This window comes from Bacillus sp. FJAT-27916, assembly GCF_001183965.1.
Taxonomy (GTDB): domain Bacteria; phylum Bacillota; class Bacilli; order Bacillales; family Pradoshiaceae; genus Pradoshia.
Genome location: NZ_LFZV01000001.1, coordinates 3,480,176 through 3,499,940, shown reverse-complemented (window position 1 = coordinate 3,499,940; position 19,765 = coordinate 3,480,176). Strand labels below are relative to the sequence as shown.

The following is a 19,765-nucleotide window of genomic DNA, read 5'->3' as shown; positions in this document are numbered from 1 at the left end:
CGCTTTTTTACGTTTATCTGTTGTCCATTTCGGAAATGGAGAAGGAGACTGTGAAATGGGGGGATATAGATGTTTACACTTAATTGGGGAGACTTAGGCAGAATCATCGTCATTGGTATTTTGGCCTACATTGCCCTTATCGTTATGCTTCGTATTGCTGGCAAGCGAACGTTGACGCAATTAAATGCGTTTGATTTAGTGATTACTGTTTCAATTGGGTCGGTATTTGGGACGGTATTATTAGATAATGCCATTTCGATATTTGATGGAATGACGGCCTTCTTTGTCTTAATTGCCCTGCAGTGGATATTCTCGAAGACAACGACGGAGACAAACAAAATCAGCCATGTCATTAAAGGGGAAGCATCCATTTTATATTTCAGGGGACAGTATTTCCAGGATGTGATGGAGGCTGAACGAATTGAAAAGGAAGAAATTATTCAAGCGGTGCGGATGCAGGGGAAAGAGAGTCTGGATGAAGTAGAAGCTGTCATACTGGAATCGAATGGTCAATTCTCTGTGCTTTCCAAATCAAGCGAAGATGGGAGTTCTACGATTCCAGACTAAATAGACGGTATGATATGCTAATAGTAATTCTAGTGAGATGAGGTTTTGGGCAATGGTCGTGAAGATGGTGCTGATGATTATCCTTACCGTATTGATTTATGGAGCCATATCCTTTTATATATGGCGAAACGGGAGAGCCTGGCTTGAGGTATCTCCGCTTAGAAGGTTTAAGAAAACCTATACGGTCCTGTTTCTTATTCTATCCTTATCCATGTTTATTGGGATGATTCCTCATCTTGGCATCTTTAAATGGGTGGGGGGCTATTGGTTCATCATTGTCGGCTACAGTCTTGTGCTGCTCCCATTCATGAACCTAGCTTATTACTTAGCAAGGAAAAGAGGCCTTATGGTCATGGGCATCATTTACTTTCTCTTCTTTACAGCGGTCATCTCCTATGGCTCCTATCAGGCATTCAGTCCGGTTGTGCGATATGACCAAGTGGAGGTGAATAAAGAGGCTGGACGCGATTCCATTAAGATATTCATGGCCTCTGATACGCACTTAGGCCCAATCGTAGGGAGCGGTCATCTGAAAAAGCTGGCTGCCATGGTGGAGGAGGAGAAACCTGATATCGTACTGATACCTGGTGACATCATTGATGACCAGATTGATACGTTTAATGAGGAGAATATGATTGAGATTTTCCGCGGAATGAAGGCGCCTCTAGGTGTGTATGTATCCCCGGGAAATCATGATTATTATGGAAATGATCTTAAAGAGCTTGAAGAAGAGTTTGAGGCTGTCGGCATCCAGATGTTAATGGATGAGACCGTGGAAGTAAAGAATGGTTTTTATCTGGTTGGGCGCAAGGATTTAACCGATGATAATCGTTCTTCCATCAGTGAACTTGTTGAAGGGCTTGACCATTCAAAGCCAATCATCATGCTTGACCACACACCGGTCGAACTGGCACAGGCTGAGGAAAGTGGAGTCGATATTCTTCTCTCTGGTCATACGCACCGTGGACAAGTATTCCCGGGCAATTTAATCACGGGTTGGATATATGAAAATGATTGGGGCTATTTGAAGAAAGGCAATCTTCATTCCTTTGTCTCTTCTGGCTTTGGAACTTGGGGACCTCCGCTTCGTATTGGCACGAGATCTGAGGCGTGGATTATTGAAGTGAATTTTGATTAAGTGAAGCATGCATCTGACGGATGCGTGCTTTTTGTCAATATATGCTAAAATAAAGCTATTCAAATCGGATGACGGAGAGGTTCTCGCTATGCAAATTTCAATCCAAAGGGACTATTTCAAGCAGGCTCTGCAAGAAGTCATGTATGCTGTCTCCAATCGAAACGTGTTACCTATATTGAGCGGAATCAAAGTAATGGCAAATACGGATGGGGTGACCTTAACGGGCGGCAATTCAGATATCATTATTCAGAGGACAATCCCTGCTAGGCTCGATGGTAAACCAATCATGCAAGTATTTAAGGAAGGCAGCGCGGTTGTTCCGGGTAAGTATTTCAGTGAAATGGTGAAAAAGCTCCCAAGCGATATATTCATAGAGGCAGATGAAGAGCTCCATATTACTGTACAATCAGAGGAGATCATCACGACCATGAATGGATACGACCCCGAGGAGTACCCTGCTCTCCCGGAAATGGATAGTGCTAATATCGTGAGAGTTTCTGGAGGAGAATTGGTAGAAATGGTCAAACAAACAGCCTTCGCTGTGGCAAAGGCAGAATCACGGCCCGTTTTGTCAGGTGTCCACATCTCCATTCAGAACGGGAAACTTGCGTTAGCGGCAACGAATGCTCAGCGGCTGGCTTTGCGAAGGGCAAGCGTGGCGGCAGAATGGAAGGGTGCGTGTATTGTGCCGGGCAAAACCTTGTTGGATCTTGCTAAGCTCCTGCAGCATGCACCCGAAGTAAAAATGGCAATCTCTGATAATCATATTCTCTTTCAATCAGACTCCCTCTTGTTATTATCAAGATTGATTGAAGGCAATTACCCGAACATCGAGAATCTATTTCCGAAAGAGGCAATGTGTGTGATTGCTTCCAATAGGAAGGAACTCCTGCTCGGTGTGGACCGTGCCTGCCTGTTTGCAAGTGAGTGGCGTCATAATACCATTTCCCTGGCTGTTAAGAACGGCGCACAGCTGAGGATTTCCTCCAAATCAACTGCAGTCGGAAAGATTGAAGAGGTGCAGACGGTTGAGTGGGTTGATGGGGAAGAGGAGCTGGAGATTATGCTTGACGGCCGCTACCTGCTCGATGCGCTTAAATCAATCAAGGAGGACAAGGTTGTCCTAAGCTTTCACGGTTTAATCAGACCCGTGCTTGTCCAGCCATTCGGCGTTGAAGAGCACCTGCATCTGATATCCCCTGTACGATCGTAAAATAAGATAGATTAAGAGGATGCCAGTCTTAGGACTGGTTTTTTGTTTGCGTTGTAGAATGATGGGTCTCATTTGACCAGCCGTATCGTCTATACCGCCAAAAGAAGGGTTTTTTGATGAAGACAGGCTATTTCGGATTAAGTCCATATAATTGTGTAAAAAAAGAGAGTCATTTTATTCACTCTTGGCAACACTGTTTTCAGCTACGAAAAATTAGTGGAAAAGAGGAATATAAATGACTCAGTTACAGTTTAACCTTGATATGGACATTTTAAAAGAATCCGTTATTAATTCTAATCTAGATACTGTCATTAAATCGGCGGTTGTATTGGTCTTAAACGAGTACATGGAGAAAGAGAGAGATGAGTTCATCCAAGCCTCGGCTTATGAGCGCACCAACCAGCGACGTGATTTTCGAAACGGCTACTATGATCGTGAGTTGACGATGAGTATCGGCAAGCTTGAGTTGAGGGTTCCCAGAACTCGAAGTGGTGACTTCTCCCCTACGGTCTTCGAGAAATATGCTCGTTGTGACCAAGCCTTCATCTTATCCATGCTGGAAATGGTGATCAATGGAGTCTCTACCCGTAAGGTGACACATATCATCGAACAGCTTTGCGGTGAAAGTGTCTCTAAATCATTTGTTTCTTCTCTTACTCAAAAGTTGGATCCCGTTGTGAACGAGTGGGCAAATAGACCATTAAATATGGATTATTATCCTTATCTTTTCGTGGATGCCATGTACATTAAAGTGCGGGAAAACCATCGGGTTGTATCAAAAGCTGTCTATATAGCGACAGCTATAACGGAGAAAAACAAAAGGGAAATCCTCGGCTTGAGCATAGATCATGTGGAAAGCTTCGAAAGTTGGTCGAGATTTTTCCAACAGCTTAAATCTCGTGGTCTCCAATCCCCAAAACTCGTGATTTCCGATGCACATCAGGGCTTACAGAAAGCCATCCAGCGTGAGTTCATTGGGACTAGCTGGCAAAGATGTAATGTCCATTTTAAGCGCAACATAATCGAGAAGCTTCCCAAAAAGAATTCGGAAGAAATACGGAGCATGATCAAGCGAGTATTCGGAGCTGTAAAAATAGAGGATAGCCGGCGTTTCAAGGAGGAATTAATGAAGCAATTTAGTGACGAACCTAAGTATGAAAAGGCCCTGGAAATACTTGATGATGGATATGAAGATACCATCCAATACATGAGTCATCCCGCGAAGATGCATCCTCATATCCGCAGTACAAACTCACTGGAACGACTAAATCAGGAAGTCCGCAGAAGAGAAAAGGTCATACGGATTTTTCCAAACACCCAATCTGCGTTTCGGTTAGTGGGAGCTGTTTTGATGCATTATCAAGAATCTAGCTATGACAAGAAAAAATCTCTTGGTAAATAGGTCTATTTTAAACTTCCATCCATGATGATTTCACAATCAGTGAAGGTAGTCAAAGGAAAGGACATCTTTGACAACCTTCACTGATTGTGAGCTAGGGAACCATGGAAGTTTCGCTCAAAAAAATGTAGGGGGAAACAACAAACCAATCAAACTAAGTTAGCGGAAAACAGTTGTTTTAGTAATTTACACAAAAGTGAGGACTTGACTCTATTTCGATCAAAAAGGCTATCTGCTTGTCTGTTTTATACGTTTAGAGACAAATAGGAATTCAATGGTCATGAGCAACAGTCTGCTTTCAGGGTTTTAAGGGTAAATTCCACATGGTTAAAGGCGTAATGATCAGTTTTATGGGCGAAGACAAGGACTTTCAGGGCGAGATAGAGTCACTTAAGGGCGAACAAGGAATTTTCAAGGCGGAAAAAGTAGAATATGGGCGATTGAAGAGAACGATGGGCGGTAATTTTTGCTTAGGGCGGAATATTCGAGGCAAGGGCGAAAAAAACATTAGGAACGACTTCTAATAGTAAAGGGTCTAAACAAGGTCTCCTGCTTTACAAACTCATCCATCACAGGTGCTATCTTTTTGTTTTAGAAGATTTTGAGAATATAATAATACCAAAGGAATCAACATGATCTTGAACAAGCAAGGGGTGGAACCTGAGATGCTTCAATTAGTCCCAGCTATGCTGGAAAAAGTAGGAATTATCGTGATTGTTGCCTTCCTATTATCGAAGATTCATTCGTTCCGGCAAATTGTACAGGAAGACCATAATAAGTATGTAAAGCTTAGATTGATTGTGTTGTTCGGTGCATTTGGCATCATTAGCAATTATACCGGTATAGAGGTTTATGGACATTCCATTGAACAAAATCGATGGTTGTCAGAGATTGGGGCAGAAAGTGCTATTGCAAATACGCGGGTGATGGGTGTAGTGATCGGCGGGCTTCTTGGGGGGCCTGTCGTCGGGATTGGAGCCGGCTTGATAGCCGGTGTGCACCGCTATTCCTTAGGTGGCTTCACAGCTCTTTCCTGTGCGATTTCAACAGTTGTTGCAGGGGTCATTGCGGGCTATATCGGACGGCAGCGAAAGGAGCTGTCCAAGCCTGTGACAGCCGGATTTGCAGTTGTGGTCGGCATGACTTTGGAGGCGCTGCAGATGCTCATTATTCTTCTTGTTTCAAAGCCGGTTGAACATGCCTGGGACTTGGTCAGCTATATCAGCATCCCAATGATTTGCATTAATGGACTTGGAACATTATTGTTCATGTTTATCGTGCAGTCCATTAAGCGAGATGATGAGATGGGGCGTGCTATCCAGGTTAATCAGTCGTTTGATATTGCCGATCAAACGCTCCCTTATTTCCGTCAAGGTCTGACCCAGCATTCTGCTGAGGAAATTGCGAAGATCATGCTGCGGCTGACGAATGCGGATGCCGTATCAATAACGAATACAGAGCTGGTGCTTGCTCACGTTGGAGCGGCATCTGACCATCATGCGGCAAATCTGCGACCTGAAACAGGCTTGACGAGAAGAGTGCTGGAGACAGGGAAGGTATCGGTTGCACGAACGAGAGAGGCCATCTATTGCGGCCATAAGGATTGTTCATTAAGAGCGGCAATTGTCATGCCGCTTAAGGTGAAGGAAAAAGTCGCTGGTACGCTGAAAATGTATTATACCGAACCGGCAAAGCTTGATAAGGTACAGGAGATGCTGGCCGAGGGACTGGCCAATCTCTTCTCCGCTCAGCTGGAGTTGGCGGAGGCAGAGAAGCAGACAAAGTTATTGAAGGATGCGGAAATCAAGGCATTACAAGCCCAGATCCATCCCCATTTCTTATTTAACAGCATGAACACGATATCTGCCTTATGCCGTACGAATCCCGAGAAGGCAAGGGAGCTATTGCTTCAGTTAAGTGCCTTCTTCAGGGGCAACTTACAGGGGGCAAGGCAAATGCTGATTCCGCTTGAAAAAGAGCTGGAAACCGTGAAGGCCTATATTAACTTAGAGCAAACAAGATTTCCGGATAGGTATGATATTCAGTTTGATGTTGATCAAGGATTATTAAAATCGTATATTCCCCCCTTTACCTTACAGCCGCTAGTCGAGAATGCCATCCATTACGGCCCAAAGGGGAAAAAGAAAAAATGCCTTATTCAAGTAAGTGTCTATATGGAGGATGGCTGCTTAAGAATAGAGGTGCAGGATAATGGAGCAGGAATTCCAAAAGAGCGGCTTGCTACTCTTGGAAATCAGGTTGTTGAATCTAAGGGTGGAAATGGGACAGCTCTCTTTAATATTCGTGAGCGGTTAAAGGGAATCTACAATGGACAAGGCGAGCTCTTCATTGAGAGCGAAGTGGATAAAGGCACAAAGGCAGTGCTTGTGATGCCGTGTAATTTTAAAGGAGTTGAAGAACAGCATGCTGCGAGTATATATCGTTGATGATGAGCCTTTGGCAAGAGATGAACTGAAATATTTGATTCTTCGCAGTAAAGAGGCCGAAATTGCTGGGGAGAGTGATTGTGTGGACCACGCACTGGCGGATATTCATATTCTAAAGCCGGACTTGGTTTTCCTAGATATAGAACTGGCTGATGAGAATGGACTGAGCATTGCCAAAAAGCTAGGTGAGCTTGATCCAGCCCCTGCACTTATCTTCGCGACTGCCTATGATGAATATGCGCTTCAGGCCTTTGATCTAAATGCGGTTGATTATATTTTGAAGCCATTTGAGGAAGAACGGATATGTAAGGCGATTGAGAAGGTTAAGAAATCAAAGGGCATTGGATTGGAGCAGCAGCGAACCACTGTTCAGCCTATCCGTGAAGTAAAGGGCAAGATTCCAGTGCTGATAGATGAACGCATCGTACTGCTGAACTGCCGTGATATTCTCTTCTTAGAATCAAGAGATGGGAAATGCATCATTAAGACAAAGGATATGGAATACAGGGTCAGTGATGCACTCGTCATGATTGAGAAGAAAATCAATGAAGGGGCATTTCTTCGTGTTCACAGAAGCTATATTGTCAATTTGGATCAAATCACTGAGATTGAGCCATGGTTTAATTCCACCTATAACTTGACCATGGAGGATGGTTCAAAGGTTCCGGTCAGCAGGACATATGTGAAAGAGTTGAAAATGCTCGTCGGTTTTTAAGAAATTGTGCTTTTCAAGTGTCGAATTTTGCAACTCATCCCTCCCTTTTTGTAAATCAGCTTGAAAATGAAATGTAAGCATTTTCATTCGCTAAAATAAAGGCAGATAACAACAAAGGGGGAGCTAAAATGAATGCGATTACAATTGTTGTAGGTGCTATCTGTATCTTAATGATTGCCTACAGGCTATATGGAACATTCATGGCCGCTAAAGTATTAAAATTGGATGATTCAAATCCTACTCCGGCACAGAAATTAGAGGATGGACAAGATTATGTGCCGACAAATAAATGGGTGGTTTTCGGCCATCACTTTGCGGCAATCGCTGCAGCAGGTCCGCTTGTCGGGCCCATCTTGGCAGCACAATTCGGTTATCTGCCGGGGTTAATTTGGCTATTAGTTGGTGCGGTTATTGGGGGAGCTGTCCATGATATGGTCGTCCTTTTCGCCTCTATGCGGAGGGATGGTAAATCCCTTTCTGAAGTAGCCAAAGAAGAACTTGGCCCAGTCGCTGGATTCTGTACAGGGCTTGCCATGCTCTTCATCATCACGATTACAATGGCTGGTTTATCAATGGTTGTCCTTGGTGCGCTTGAGCGGAACCCATGGGGAACATTTGCAGTCGGCATCACAATTCCAATCGCGATGGGTGTTGGTCTGTATCATAAGAGAACAGGGAATTTGAAGCTTGCCACAACAGTCGGATTTATTCTAATCATGCTGGCAATCGTGCTTGGACCGAATATTCAAGGCACGTGGTTCGGCGATTTATTGACGCTTGAGAAGAGTACACTAGCTATTATACTTCCTATCTATGCTTTCTTCGCAGCGGCACTGCCGGTCTGGTTATTGCTGGCACCGCGTGATTATTTAAGTACATTTATGAAAATCGGCGTTTTCGCAGCACTTATTGTCGGGGTCTTCATTGTTAACCCAGAAGTCCAATTCCCAGCCTTTACAGAGTTCATTAACGGCGGAGGTCCGGTTGTCGCAGGACCTGTATGGCCGTTCATTTCCATCACGATTGCCTGCGGTGCCATTTCCGGGTTCCATGCCTTCGTTGGCTCCGGTACAACACCGAAAATGGTCAATCGCTGGAAGGATATTAAAGGGGTCGCCTTTGGTGCGATGCTTGTTGAATGTTTAGTAGCGATTATGGCCCTGATTGCAGCGATTTCCCTGCAGCCAGGAGATTACTTTGCGATTAACTCAACGCCTGAGCAATATGAAAAATTGAATATGGAGCCAGTTCATTTGGAACGATTAAGTGAGGATGTCGGAATGGACCTTGAAGGCCGTACAGGCGGAGCGGTAACACTTGCTGTTGGGATGACAGAGATTTTTACGAATGTACCATTCTTTAAGAACTTAGCTTCCTACTTCTATCAGTTTGTTATTCTCTTTGAGGCCGTGTTTATACTGACCGCGATTGACTCAGGGACAAGGGTAGCCAGATACTTAATTCAAGACTTCTTCGGTGAATTCTATAAACCGCTGAAACGAACTGATTCTCTCTGGGCGAATATATTTGCCAGTGCGCTCGCCTGCTTTGTTTGGGGGTACCTCCTGTTCTCAGGAGATATCAGCTCCGTATGGGCCCTGTTTGGAGTATCAAACCAATTGATGGCCTCCATCGGTCTGATTGTCGGTGCGACGGTTATCCTGAAGATTGCGGACAAACGCTGGTATATGCTTACATGTCTAGTACCGCTCGCTTACTTGTATGTGACGGTTAATGTGGCCGGTTATTGGATGATTACCAATGTATATATGAACGCAGAAAGTGCAGGCTATAATATCTTGAATGGGGTTCTATCCATTATCATGCTTATCCTCGGATTCGTTATTTTGGTAGCGTCCATTAAGAAATGGCTTGAAATGATGAAATTGCCACAGGCAGAGCTTGTTGCAAAATCAGCTAAAGAACTTGTCTGATTGCCTGAGCCCAGGGGCTGTTGTCCCTGGGCTTTTTATGTATGATCTGCTTTTATCTTATCGGACATTTGGTAAAAATTTAAATTATTGTTGATATTTAGAAAATTATGTTTATAATAATAGTTAATCGAATAAACAGGTAGGAGAATATGAGAAGATGCCTAAAATGAAAGCCTTTACAAAAGGCTGTCATTCGGCATGTTCTCTTTTTTCTTGCCTATTCGGCTAAGAAGAAAAAGGGGGATGAAGACAAGTGAGGAAATATCATTGGAGCAAGCCGTTGCTCGCTCTTGGCTTAATTGGCGGAATACTGGCTGGCTGTGCAGGAGAGGAAAGCTCAGGAGGATCTGGCGGTGGAGCTGACGGACCGGGGAAAATAACGTTGTATTCACCGGAAACACCAGACTTTACAAAGGAGCTTGCCTCTAAGTTTGAAGAGATCAAAGGCGGCAAGGTGGACGTTCAGTATGCAGGAACGAATATATTAGTTAATCGGATGATGGCCGAGAAGGATAATCCGCAAGGGGATGCTTGGTATGGGGGCGGAGGCATTCTGACATTTGAGGCCAATGCTGACAAAGGTATTATTGGTGCATATGTGCCAAAGGAGGCCGAGGATTGGGATGTAGTTGAAGACGGTATCAAGCTAAAGCATGAGGATGACAAGTATGTCGGGGTGGAAGTATTCGTGCTTGGCTTTGCTTATAATACCGAGCTGGTGAAAGAGGAAGAAGCGCCAAAAACATGGGATGACCTGCTAGACCCTAAATGGAAGGGGAAAATTCAATTTGCGAACCCTGCTGCATCTGGAACCTCGACCTTAATGGTGCTGAATCAAATGATGCAGCGCGGGGAATCAGAGGGCTGGGCGTATATGGAGAAGTTAGTGGAACAGGCGAATTCCATGCCTGACTCCGGTTCTGCCCCTACAAAGGCTGTAGCAATGGGGGAAGCCCATATCGCTGTTGGATTTGATTTCATGGCCTATGAGGCAAAAGCAAAGGGCGAAACAGTCGATTTCGTTGTACCTGATAAAACACCAATCCTCGTCAATCCAATTTCAATGGTGGAAGGGGCGCCAAATGAAAAGGGAGCGAAGGAATTCATTGATTTTATGCTATCAAAAGATGCCCAGCAAATACTGGCTGATTGGTATCATATTCCGATTAACCCGGATGTCGAGTCCAAAACACCATTGACCTTGGAGAATGTAAAATCGCATGCGGTCGACCTGGACATTGATTGGGTGAACAAAAACTATGACAAGGTCAGAAATGAATGGAAAGAGAAATTCCAGTAAGGAAGAAGGGGCGATATTCATGGGTTCCGTTACAGTCGACCAGTTAAATAAAGAATTTTCCGGAGTGAAAGCATTGAATAACGTCAATCTAGAGATTAAGGAGGGCGAATTTTTCGCCCTTCTTGGTCCATCCGGATGCGGTAAAACAACGACAATGCGATGTATTGCAGGCTTTGAGGAGCCTACATCAGGTGTCATCAGAATTGGAGAGGAGAAGGTTAATCATATCCCTCCGAACAAACGGAATTGCGGGATGGTATTTCAAAGCTATGCACTTTTCCCTCATATGAATGTTTTTGAAAATGTAGCATACAGCCTCAATATTAAACAATTGAATGAGAAGAATGTACTCGCTAAGATGGGAGTCTATGCCCGCTTGCTTAACCGGCGGCTGGGGCGTATGCCGAAGGAAATGGAACGGAAGGTCATGGAGATATTGGAGTATATGGAGCTTGAGCCATATGCCGACAGGCTGACAAGTGAGCTTTCAGGCGGACAGCAGCAGCGTGTCGCCTTAGGCCGTGCCCTTGTGATGGAGCCGGCAGTATTGTTAATGGATGAGCCGCTGTCCAATCTCGATCAGAAGCTCCGTCATTCGATGAGAAATACGATTAGAAGGATTCAGCAGGACTTGGGAATTACCACCATTTTCGTTACGCATGATCAGGAGGAAGCGATGAGCATGGCTGACCGCGTGGCGGTTATGAATAATGGGGAGGTCAAGCAAATCGGAAGGCCTACTGACCTGTACAGTCATCCATCAAGCCCTTTCATTGCTAATTTTGTGGGTACCTCTAATATGTTAAATGTGCAATCAATTGAACGTGTAGGGTCGTATTCCATCATTAAAGGGGAAGGATTCGCCCTAAAAACGAATCATCAAAGCAAAGAGAAAGGCACAGTGATTATTCGTCCTGAAAGCATACAAATTCATCATGCCGATACAGAAATGAATCCGGAATTGATGAATATACTAGAAGGAGAAATTTTGATTTCTACCTATTTAGGCTCTATTGTCCGTTATGAGGTTAAGGCTGCGGGTCATACATTGATTGTGGATGCTACCTATGCCTCTGGAGAGAGTATTTTGAAACCAGGAACGAAGGTTAAGCTGGCCATTGAGCCTGAAAGGGTGCTGGTCATATGAAGAAAGGGAAAAGAGCATTCAATGGTCTGACACTTGTCAAAGTCCTTATTTATTTGTTTTTTGGCTTATTCCTGATCTTGCCGCTCTTATCCGTCTTTTTGGTCAGCTTCACTGGTCAGCCTGTAAATGTATTGGGCTCCATAACAGATCCGGCCATTCTGAACTCAACCATTGAGAAGTTTAAAGGGGCTTCATTTGATGCGTACGAGTCTATTATTACGAGCAAGGGCTATTTTAATAGTCTTATAAACAGCTTGCAGCTTGCCATTACCGTAGCTGTACTGGTCATTGTTCTTTGCGTGCCCATTGCTTATGGAATCGCTAGAACGACCATGCCCTTTAAGAAGACGATATCTGCCCTATGCACGATTCCATTAATTGTGCCGACCTTTATTTCAGCCTATGCCTTTATTCTCATGTTCGGGAGATCGGGGTGGATAACGGCCATTTATCAAAAGCTTGGCGGAGAAGGGATGCTGATCGATCCATATTCCATGGCTGGAATCGTGATTGTACAGGTGTTTTTCTTCTTTCCATATGCTCTATGGCCAATGGTTGCTGCCTTTAAGGTGAGTGATATTACGCTTGAGGAGGCATCACTTAATCTAGGAGCTAAAAACTGGTTCACTTTCGCATTTGTGACATTTCCACTTGCCCTTCCAGGTATTATATCAAGTGCATTATTAATCTTTACGGTAAGTTTCTCTGACTTTGGGACACCAATCATTCTTGCCCCAAAAGCACTTAATTTGCTAGTTGTCGAGGCTTACCGTGAAATTGCAGGATTTTATAATTGGGGCGGTGCGGCGATATTAACAGTCGTAATGGTTCTCGTTGCAGCCTTTTTCTTCTGGCTGCAGTCCTTATCGACAAAAGGCCGCAATTACGGATCTGTTTCCGGTAAACCTAAAATGCAAAGATTGAATAATCATAAAGGATTAACAAGATTCTTATCCACTTACAGTTTTCTTATTGTTTTAGTTCCTTTTCTTGCGATGGTCTCCATTGTCATTCAATCCTTTGCAACAACTTGGGGGAAGGACTTCCTGCCAAGCGGCTATACAATAAGGCATTATCAAACCATCTTTACGAGCTCGCTTGGAAATATCCAAAACAGTTTAATTCTCGCCTTTGGAGCCTTAGTATTAAGTGTCGTAATTGCGACCTTTATCTCTTATTTTGTTGTCCGGCAAAATGCTTCAAAGCTGGATTTTGTGACAAATATTCCGTTGATAGTTCCGGGAATTGCGTTTGGGATTGCCTTGATTCAAACCTTTAACACAGCCCCCCTGCAATTAACCGGTACCGCTCTTTTATTGATTGTTGCCTATACGATTAGAAGATTGCCCTATATGATTCGATCGACAATGGGAACAATGAGAGCTATTAAGCAGGATATTGAGGAAGCGGCTATTAATCTTGGAGCAACACCGCTGACCGCTGCCATTACCATCATTGGTCCATTAATGCTTCCAGGGATAGCGGCAGGATCATTGCTCGTCTTCATTACGGTTATTAAGGAAACGTCTATCTCCATTCTCATAGCACCTGCAGAATGGGCGCCAATGAGTCTGGCAATCTTTCAAAATATCCTTCGGGGCGAGTATTATACAGCAGCTGCCATGTCTGTCATTCTAGTCATCTTAGTCTTGATTCTGCAGGCAGCGGCCAACCGTATATCAAAAAATGATTGAATGATCTGGAGGAGAAGGATGAGAGGATATATATTTGATTTAGATGGTACGGTATATCTGGGGGATGAGCTGATTGACGGGGCGAAGGAGGCTATTGCGGAGCTCCAAAGCCGCGGGGATCAAGTTGTGTTCTTGACCAATAAATCGATTGCCACTCGGATGCAGTATGTTGAGAAGCTGCGTAAGCTAGGGATTCCCGCTGAGCTTGATCAAGTGATTAATTCCAACTTTATTACAGCTAAGTATTTAAAGAGTATGATGCAAAAACAAGAGGCTGTGCTTGTTATTGGGGAAAAACCCTTGGTGGATGAACTCACTGAGATGGGAATCCAGATAACGGAGAATGAGAAGGAGGCCCGCTATGTTGTCATCGGCTGGGACCGTCAGTTCAACTATGAGAAAATCAACAAAGCCTATCAGGCTTGGCTGAATAAGGCGAAAATTATTGCGACAAACCCAGATCGTACCTGTCCGGTGGATGGCGGTGAAATACCAGATTGCGGTGCGATGATTGGGGCTCTTGAAGGAGCAACGGGACAGCCCATAGATTCCATAACAGGAAAGCCATCCCGGCTCATGGCTGAATTTGTCGTTACCGATGTTCTGATGATGAACCCATCTGACTGTTTTATGATTGGGGACCGTCTGGAAACAGATATTAAGATGGGAAATGAGTTTGGCTTGAAATCAGTACTTGTCTTGACTGGAATTACCACAAGAGAAATGCTCGGAGCTGCCTCTTTCTCTCCAGCCTATGTGGTAGACAGCATCAAGCAGGTTCCGGCTTTATAAATCAAATTGCCACATGGCAGGATTTCCTGAAGATACAGCGAGAGCACCTGCTTTTAGAGCCGCTAGAATTTCTGATTCCTCGCTGATCAATCCACCGACGATCAGCGGGAGTCTTATTTTGCGAGAGAGATCATCAATGATTTTGGGCATTAATCCAGGCAGGACTTCCACCGCATCCGGCTTGCAGGCATGAATATTCTCGATGCCTTTTTGTACAGCAGCGCGGTCAATTAAGAAAATACGCTGTATGGTCATTAGGCCCTCTTCTTTTGCTAATTTGACAACATTGCTTTTCGTTGTGATAATCCCGGTCGGCTTCCATACTTGAGCAATAAATTGAAGAGCGCTTTTCGTATTGGAGAGTCCCTCGATGAAATCTAAATGAATGAATACATACATTCCACTGGATTTCAATTCAGAAATAATTCCTTGCATATTCATTAGATTGCCAGTTAGTAAAAAAGCGATATTTGCTCGGCTGTCTATGGCCTTTTGAATATCCTCTTTTTCTTTAATGCTTGCAATCAATTGTGACTCAACCATGTCTACTATTCTCATTGGTCATCCCCCTGTGCAGTTTTTGTAAATTTTAACATACTATTGATTGAATTGGAGAAAGAGGGGGAATTCCAGCATATAGGATATGATTGAAGCGAAATTTGTTACAATAGAAGAAAGGCTTGTCTCTGTATGTGCAAATAGCCGACAGGGGCTTTTTTATTTCAATGATAAAGGCGGATAGACATTTGACAATTTATTTATATACGTATGCGTGCAGTCCAGAGGAAGAACCGCTGTGCCAGATGGAAATGCGTTCACTCTTCGGGTGTGAAGCAGGTCCATATGTAATCTTGAGCAAGAAGAAAATCGAACCAGAGAGAAGTCCTTTTATCCGGGAGCGGATTGAGGTCATGTTTGAAGGGGAAACGTATCATTCCCTTGCCGAGCAGGCAAAGAATCTGGTAATCGGAGAAGAGACATTTAAGGTATTGCTCATCAAAGATAATGATTTAGAAGAGAGGCTTTCTTTGCAGAAGAGACGGAGCATAGAGAGGGAGATTGGTCTGTCTATTCAGGGGGTCGCCGAATTAGAGCATCCAACTCATCTATTTGCCGTTATTCCATATAAAGGAGTCTGGTACTTCGGCCGCTACAAAAAGGGGGAGGCGGTATGGCTAAAGCATCAGCAAAAGCCAAGAGAATATTCAACAGCGCTCAGCACAAGGATGGCGAGAGCGGTCGTGAATATCGCCGTTCCAAAGGTGGGAGGTACGAAGGTCATTGATCCATGCTGTGGAATTGGGACGGTTTTGATTGAGGCTCTTTCGATGGGAATGGATATAACGGGAAGGGATATCAAGCCATTACCAGCGATAGGGGCACGAGAGAATATCGCTTATTTCGGTTATGAATGTGACGTAAGGAAAGGGCCAATCGAGGAAGTGACTGAGCATTATGATTCAGCAATCATTGATTTGCCCTATAATTTATGTCATACCGCCTCACCAGAGGAGCAGCTATCAATATTAATTCATGCCAACCGAATTGCTGACAGGATTGTGGTTGTGACCGGTGAACCGATTGATGCCATGATTGAACAGGCAGGCCTGATTATCATGGATCGATGTGAAGCCAAGAAACCTGGTTTTACGCGTGAAATTCTCTTATGCAGGAGTTCCAATATTCCAGCAGTTTGAGAGATAGCTGATAGAAAATGGGGGATGGATGTGAAGAAGCTGAAGGGGAAAAGGATTGCCGTATTGGCATCTAGAAAAGTCGAGGAAATGAGCGCCATCATTCGTAATTTGGGAGGTGAGCCCGTGGTTAGGCCAGCCCAAGGGACGGTCTATCTTGATCATTCACAGTTAAAGGATGATATCGTCTGTTTGCTCAATCATCAATATGAATGGGTCATATTCACCACTGGAATTGGTGTGGATACTTTATATAAAGCAGCTTGTGAGCTTGAGCAGGGAAATGCCTTTATAGAGGTTTTAGGCAAAATGAACATAGCTGCAAGAGGATACAAGACGGTCAATATGCTGAAAAAACTTGGTCTCCGTCCAATTGTTCGCGATGATGATGGCAGTACAAAGGGGCTCGTGCGAATGATGGAGGAGCATTCCTTGGAGGGATGCCGCACCGCCTTACAGCTTCACGGCGATCCGGCACCGCTTTTGATTGAATGGCTTGAAAAGGAGAAGGCACAATATAAAGAAATTCTGCCTTATCTCCATACTCCGCCGGAAACAGATGTGATGGAGCAATTGCTAGGTGAGCTGCTTCAAGATGTGTATGATGCCGCCTTCTTCACGAGTACTCCGCAGGTTCGTCATCTTATGATGTATGCAGATGAGAAGGGGCATGGAGAGGAATTAAGGAAAGCCTTTGAATCAAAGGTTCTGGCACTTGCTGTCGGGAAGGTAACTGCCCAAGCACTGCACGAGGCTGGTATTGAGAGGGTCGTCTTTCCGCAGAATGAAAGGATGGGCAGTGCCATCGTCGAATTAGGAAACTATTATCATAGCAAAAAGGACATCTGAGCTTAACCTCAGATGTCCTTTTATTATTTATTACCAATCCCATACTAAGACAAACAGGGATCCGAAGATTGTTACAATCGCAACGAATAATGCGTATAGAATATTCGTATACAATGTTCCTTTTTCTTTGGACTCGCCAATATGCATGAACAAGAAGAGCTGCAAGCTGGCTTGAAGTCCTGCGGTTACGAGCAGGATCGTCATTTTGACTCCGAATGATACATCTAGGTAAAGAACCATTAATGCAGCTATGGTCAGAGCGATTGATGACAAGAATCCGAGTACATGCTCTTTAGGAAATAACTTTGCCATATTACATCAGTCCTTTCAAGTAGACGAAGCTGAAGATGAAAATCCAGACGACATCTAAGAAATGCCAATAAAGGGAGAAGATAAAGGATTTATTGGCTGTATGTGTATTAAGACCATGTTTCTTCACTTGAAGCAAGATGGCAAGTCCCCAGAAGAAGCCAAATGTAACGTGGGCTCCGTGAGTTCCAAGCAGTGTCAATAAGGCAGATGTGAATCCGCTTGTTGTGATTGCTGCCCCTTCATGTACATAGTGGAAGAATTCATATATCTCAATACCTAAGAAGGCAAGACCAAGTGCAAGTGTGATAACCATAAAGGTCATCATGGCTTTTTTCATACCCATACGCATCGCATGAATCGCGATACCAATTGTAAAGCTTGATGTTAATAGGAGGAATGTTTCCCATAACACGCCGGAGATCTTAAAGATTTCCTCACCAGTCGGACCGTTGCCTGTTCCATTTTCCAAAACGAAATAGACGGTAAATAAGGTGGCGAAGAGAACAATTTCAGCTCCGAGGAAAATCCAGAAACCTAAGATTTTCAGCTGGTTTTCCTCTGTTCTATATTCTAATGGCTGTGAGGCATCTAGCTTCATTTTGTTTCACCTCGCAATTTCTTTTCTTCAGCTTCTAATTCTTTCACAGAGATATGGAATCCATGATCATTGCTGAATGAACGTGCAAACAGCAGGTAGAAGATTGGAATCATGGCGATAATGGCCGGAATCCACCAGCTGAATACCATAAAGAATCCCCAGAAGAAGAAGGCAATCGCCATCCAGAATGGCATAAAGCTTGAGTTAGGCATATGAATTTCTTCTAATTTACCTTTGAAAATCTTATGTTTACCCAGTTTTTCATCCCATAAAGTATCTACAGAACTCACTTCAGGTGTGATCGCGAAATTGTAGGATGGGACAGGTGTATGTGTAGCCCATTCCAATGTACGTGCATCCCATGGATCATTATTGCCATTCAAGCGCGGTGCATAGCGGAAGCTCCAGTAAATATTGTAAACCAAGAGAATGAACCCAATCGCTAAACCGACAGACCCAATTGACGCAAGCAGATTTAACGGTCCAAAGCCGCTTTCCTCAGAATACGTATACATACGACGGTTCATCCCTTTAAGACCGAGTGCAAATAAAGGCAGGAAGGTCACGTTAAAGGAGATGGCAATCCACCAGAATGCGCGTTTTCCTTGTTTTTCATTAAGCATGAAGCCGAAAATCTTTGGCCACCAGTAATAGAAACCAGCTAGAACACCGAAGACGGTACCAGGAATCAATACATAGTGGAAGTGGGCAACTAGGAACATCGTGTTATGGTATTGGTAATCCGCACTTGCCATTGCAAGCATGACCCCTGTAATACCGCCGAATGTAAAGATTGGAATGAATCCTAGTGCATACATCATTGGTGTTGTAAATTGGATTTTCCCTTTGTACATCGTTAAGAGCCAGTTAAAGATCTTAACCCCTGTCGGTACAGCAATCAGCATCGTTGTAATGGAGAAGAAGCTGTTAGAGAGAGCTCCTTGACCCATTGTATAGAAGTGATGGACCCAGACAAGGAATGATAGAGCTGAGATGGCAAGCATACTTGCAACCATTGATTTATAGCCAAACAAATTCTTCTTAGAGAAGGTTGAAATAACTTCACTGAATATACCGAATGCAGGCAGGATAACGATATATACTTCTGGATGTCCCCAAACCCAGAACAGGTTGGCCCAGAGCATATCCATACCGCCGTCAGTCATAGAGAAGAAATGTGTGCCGAACAAGCGGTCTAATGTCATTAACGCAAGCGCGACTGTTAATACAGGGAATGCGAAAACGATGATGATGTTGGTAATTAAGATAGACCAAGTGAACATTGGCATTTTCCAAAGTGTCATGCCAGGTGCACGCATTTTTAGGATGGTGACGATGAAGTTAATCCCTGTCATCAATGTACCAATCCCGGCAATCTGAATCGCGATTGCGTAATAGTTGTTACCGACGGATTCACTGAATTCCGTACTTGCCAGCGGGAAGTACGCTGACCATCCAGCATCCGGAGAACCTCCGATAACGAATGAAATATTGAAAAGCATGGCTCCGGCAAAGAATAACCAGAAGCTTACAGCATTCAAATACGGGAACGCTACATCACGGGCACCGATTTGAAGCGGTATGACAATATTCATTAAACCGATGATAAAAGGCATCGCCATGAACAAAATCATGATAACGCCGTGAGTTGTAAAGACCTCGTTGTAATGCTGGGCATCTAAGAAGCCGTTCTCAGGCATAGCGAGCTGCCCGCGCATCATTAATCCGTCAATCCCTCCGCGGAATAACATTAAGAGGGCACATATGATATACATAATCCCAATTCGTTTATGGTCAACGGTTGTCAGCCATTCATCTCTTAGCCAACGCCATTTCTTAAAATAGGTCAGACCCACAACAATGGCCATCGATACAGCGACAATACTGACCATGGCTCCATAAATTAACGGGTCCCCAAGAACAAAAAATTCATCCCATTTCACGTTTGTTTAGCTCCTTTCGTATA

The 19,765-nt window shown here is 44.0% G+C and carries 18 protein-coding genes; 14 read left to right on the top strand and 4 right to left on the bottom strand.

The features are described 5' to 3' along the window. Positions 1 to 69: 69 nt before the first annotated feature. The 12 genes from AC622_RS17175 (at position 70) to AC622_RS17120 (ending at position 14,346) form a co-directional block, all read left to right on the top strand. Positions 70 to 567, top strand: a complete 498-nt coding sequence (locus AC622_RS17175; protein WP_049672165.1) for a DUF421 domain-containing protein — start codon at positions 70 to 72, stop codon at positions 565 to 567. A gap of 52 nt (positions 568 to 619) precedes the next feature. Next, positions 620 to 1,705 (top strand): metallophosphoesterase, encoded by a 1,086-nt coding sequence (locus AC622_RS17170; protein ID WP_053103779.1) that lies wholly within the window; start codon positions 620 to 622, stop codon positions 1,703 to 1,705. Positions 1,706 to 1,793: 88 nt separating this feature from the next. Then, the gene (gene dnaN / locus AC622_RS17165; protein WP_049672164.1) at positions 1,794 to 2,918 is read left to right on the top strand and encodes a DNA polymerase III subunit beta; all 1,125 of its coding nucleotides are present in this window, start codon (positions 1,794 to 1,796) and stop codon (positions 2,916 to 2,918) included. A 235-nt stretch (positions 2,919 to 3,153) separates the two neighbouring features. Then, positions 3,154 to 4,320, top strand: a complete 1,167-nt coding sequence (locus AC622_RS17160; protein WP_049669540.1) for an IS256 family transposase — start codon at positions 3,154 to 3,156, stop codon at positions 4,318 to 4,320. A 320-nt stretch (positions 4,321 to 4,640) separates the two neighbouring features. Further along, positions 4,641 to 4,841, top strand: a complete 201-nt coding sequence (locus AC622_RS17155; protein ID WP_049672163.1) for a hypothetical protein — start codon at positions 4,641 to 4,643, stop codon at positions 4,839 to 4,841. Between the two features lie 141 nt (positions 4,842 to 4,982). Beyond that, positions 4,983 to 6,764, top strand: a complete 1,782-nt coding sequence (locus tag AC622_RS17150; RefSeq protein WP_049673046.1) for a sensor histidine kinase — start codon at positions 4,983 to 4,985, stop codon at positions 6,762 to 6,764. Continuing rightward, the gene (locus tag AC622_RS17145; protein WP_049672162.1) at positions 6,742 to 7,479 is read left to right on the top strand and encodes a LytR/AlgR family response regulator transcription factor; all 738 of its coding nucleotides are present in this window, start codon (positions 6,742 to 6,744) and stop codon (positions 7,477 to 7,479) included. The genes AC622_RS17150 and AC622_RS17145 overlap by 23 nt, the downstream gene beginning before the upstream one ends. 128 nt (positions 7,480 to 7,607) lie before the next feature. After that, complete coding sequence (locus AC622_RS17140) at positions 7,608 to 9,413, top strand: carbon starvation CstA family protein (RefSeq protein ID WP_049672161.1); 1,806 nt, start codon at positions 7,608 to 7,610, stop codon at positions 9,411 to 9,413. 253 nt (positions 9,414 to 9,666) lie between these two features. Continuing rightward, positions 9,667 to 10,713 (top strand): ABC transporter substrate-binding protein, encoded by a 1,047-nt coding sequence (locus tag AC622_RS17135; protein WP_082197194.1) that lies wholly within the window; start codon positions 9,667 to 9,669, stop codon positions 10,711 to 10,713. Further along, positions 10,673 to 11,860 carry an ABC transporter ATP-binding protein gene (locus AC622_RS17130; RefSeq protein ID WP_231589549.1) on the top strand — a complete coding sequence of 396 codons (1,188 nt, stop codon included), beginning with the start codon at positions 10,673 to 10,675 and terminating at the stop codon, positions 11,858 to 11,860. Before AC622_RS17135 ends, AC622_RS17130 begins: the two co-directional genes overlap by 41 nt. Further along, positions 11,857 to 13,554, top strand: a complete 1,698-nt coding sequence (locus AC622_RS17125; RefSeq protein ID WP_049672160.1) for an ABC transporter permease — start codon at positions 11,857 to 11,859, stop codon at positions 13,552 to 13,554. The genes AC622_RS17130 and AC622_RS17125 overlap by 4 nt, the downstream gene beginning before the upstream one ends. A gap of 18 nt (positions 13,555 to 13,572) precedes the next feature. Continuing rightward, entirely contained in the window at positions 13,573 to 14,346 is a 774-nt protein-coding gene (locus AC622_RS17120) for an HAD-IIA family hydrolase (RefSeq protein WP_049672159.1), read from the top strand. Here the strand turns inward: AC622_RS17120 and AC622_RS17115 are convergent. After that, positions 14,341 to 14,904 (bottom strand): glycerol-3-phosphate responsive antiterminator, encoded by a 564-nt coding sequence (locus tag AC622_RS17115; protein ID WP_049672158.1) that lies wholly within the window; start codon positions 14,902 to 14,904, stop codon positions 14,341 to 14,343. The genes AC622_RS17120 and AC622_RS17115 overlap by 6 nt on opposite strands. Positions 14,905 to 15,074: 170 nt before the next feature. Between AC622_RS17115 and AC622_RS17110 the strand changes: the two genes are divergently transcribed. Next, positions 15,075 to 16,043, top strand: coding sequence for a TRM11 family SAM-dependent methyltransferase (locus AC622_RS17110; protein WP_442853819.1), 969 nt, complete (start codon positions 15,075 to 15,077; stop codon positions 16,041 to 16,043). 24 nt (positions 16,044 to 16,067) lie between these two features. Further along, positions 16,068 to 16,889, top strand: coding sequence for a uroporphyrinogen-III synthase (locus tag AC622_RS17105; protein ID WP_331456717.1), 822 nt, complete (start codon positions 16,068 to 16,070; stop codon positions 16,887 to 16,889). 30 nt (positions 16,890 to 16,919) lie between these two features. Here AC622_RS17105 and qoxD read toward each other — a convergent pair whose 3' ends face one another. The 3 genes from qoxD to qoxB are packed head-to-tail and all read right to left on the bottom strand — an operon-like array spanning position 16,920 to position 19,742. Further along, positions 16,920 to 17,201, bottom strand: a complete 282-nt coding sequence (gene qoxD, locus AC622_RS17100; RefSeq protein ID WP_049672156.1) for a cytochrome aa3 quinol oxidase subunit IV — start codon at positions 17,199 to 17,201, stop codon at positions 16,920 to 16,922. A 1-nt stretch (position 17,202) separates the two neighbouring features. Further along, entirely contained in the window at positions 17,203 to 17,799 is a 597-nt protein-coding gene (gene qoxC, locus AC622_RS17095) for a cytochrome aa3 quinol oxidase subunit III (RefSeq protein ID WP_049672155.1), read from the bottom strand. Then, entirely contained in the window at positions 17,796 to 19,742 is a 1,947-nt protein-coding gene (gene qoxB / locus AC622_RS17090; protein WP_049672154.1) for a cytochrome aa3 quinol oxidase subunit I, read from the bottom strand. The genes qoxC and qoxB overlap by 4 nt, the downstream gene beginning before the upstream one ends. Positions 19,743 to 19,765: the final 23 nt, after the last annotated feature.